The sequence below is a fragment of the Nitrospirota bacterium genome (genome assembly GCA_015233895.1).
In the GTDB taxonomy this organism is placed as follows: domain Bacteria; phylum Nitrospirota; class Thermodesulfovibrionia; order Thermodesulfovibrionales; family Magnetobacteriaceae; genus Magnetomonas.
The window spans coordinates 1,806-2,255 of sequence record JADFXG010000062.1; the positions used below are offsets into that span (position 1 = coordinate 1,806).

1 protein-coding gene is annotated in these 450 nt (G+C 38.4%); it reads left to right on the forward strand.

Annotation, left to right across the window (positions count from 1 at the left end; translation table 11 throughout):
- Positions 1–74: 74 nt before the first annotated feature.
- Positions 75–450, forward strand: a 376-nt coding sequence (locus HQK88_17175) for a replication protein (GenBank protein ID MBF0618530.1), incomplete at its 3' end; no start/stop codon positions are given.

Consider the following 450-nt stretch of genomic DNA (forward strand, 5'->3'; position numbering starts at 1 on the left):
TGAAGGCCCCTGCTGGAAACAGGAGCCTTTGACCCATCCTTGATGGGTATATCTCAATATAAGGTGGTTATATTATGACACCTCCACGTTCACAAAATCAATCCTCAAGAAAAGCTCTTCCTATCAATTCCAAAAAGCGAGAACCAGGTTCATTTTTTTTGTTTCCATATAAGGTTATCGAAGCTCTTTATAGTCGCGATGTATCACCGGACCTTTCAAAGTATGAAATGCGTATCTTCCTTTTCATAGTTCGTGTAACAATGGGCTGGAATAGAGCATATGCTAAGGTTTCATTTAAAGAACTCTCAGAAAATACACAAATAGATCGCCGCTCTTGTCAAAGGTCATTAAGTAATTTGCTTAAAAAGAATATGGTCCTAAAAAAAGGTGGTGGCCCAGGTGCTCCAACTTATTATGGCATCAATGAAGATATATCGAAGTGGATAGATA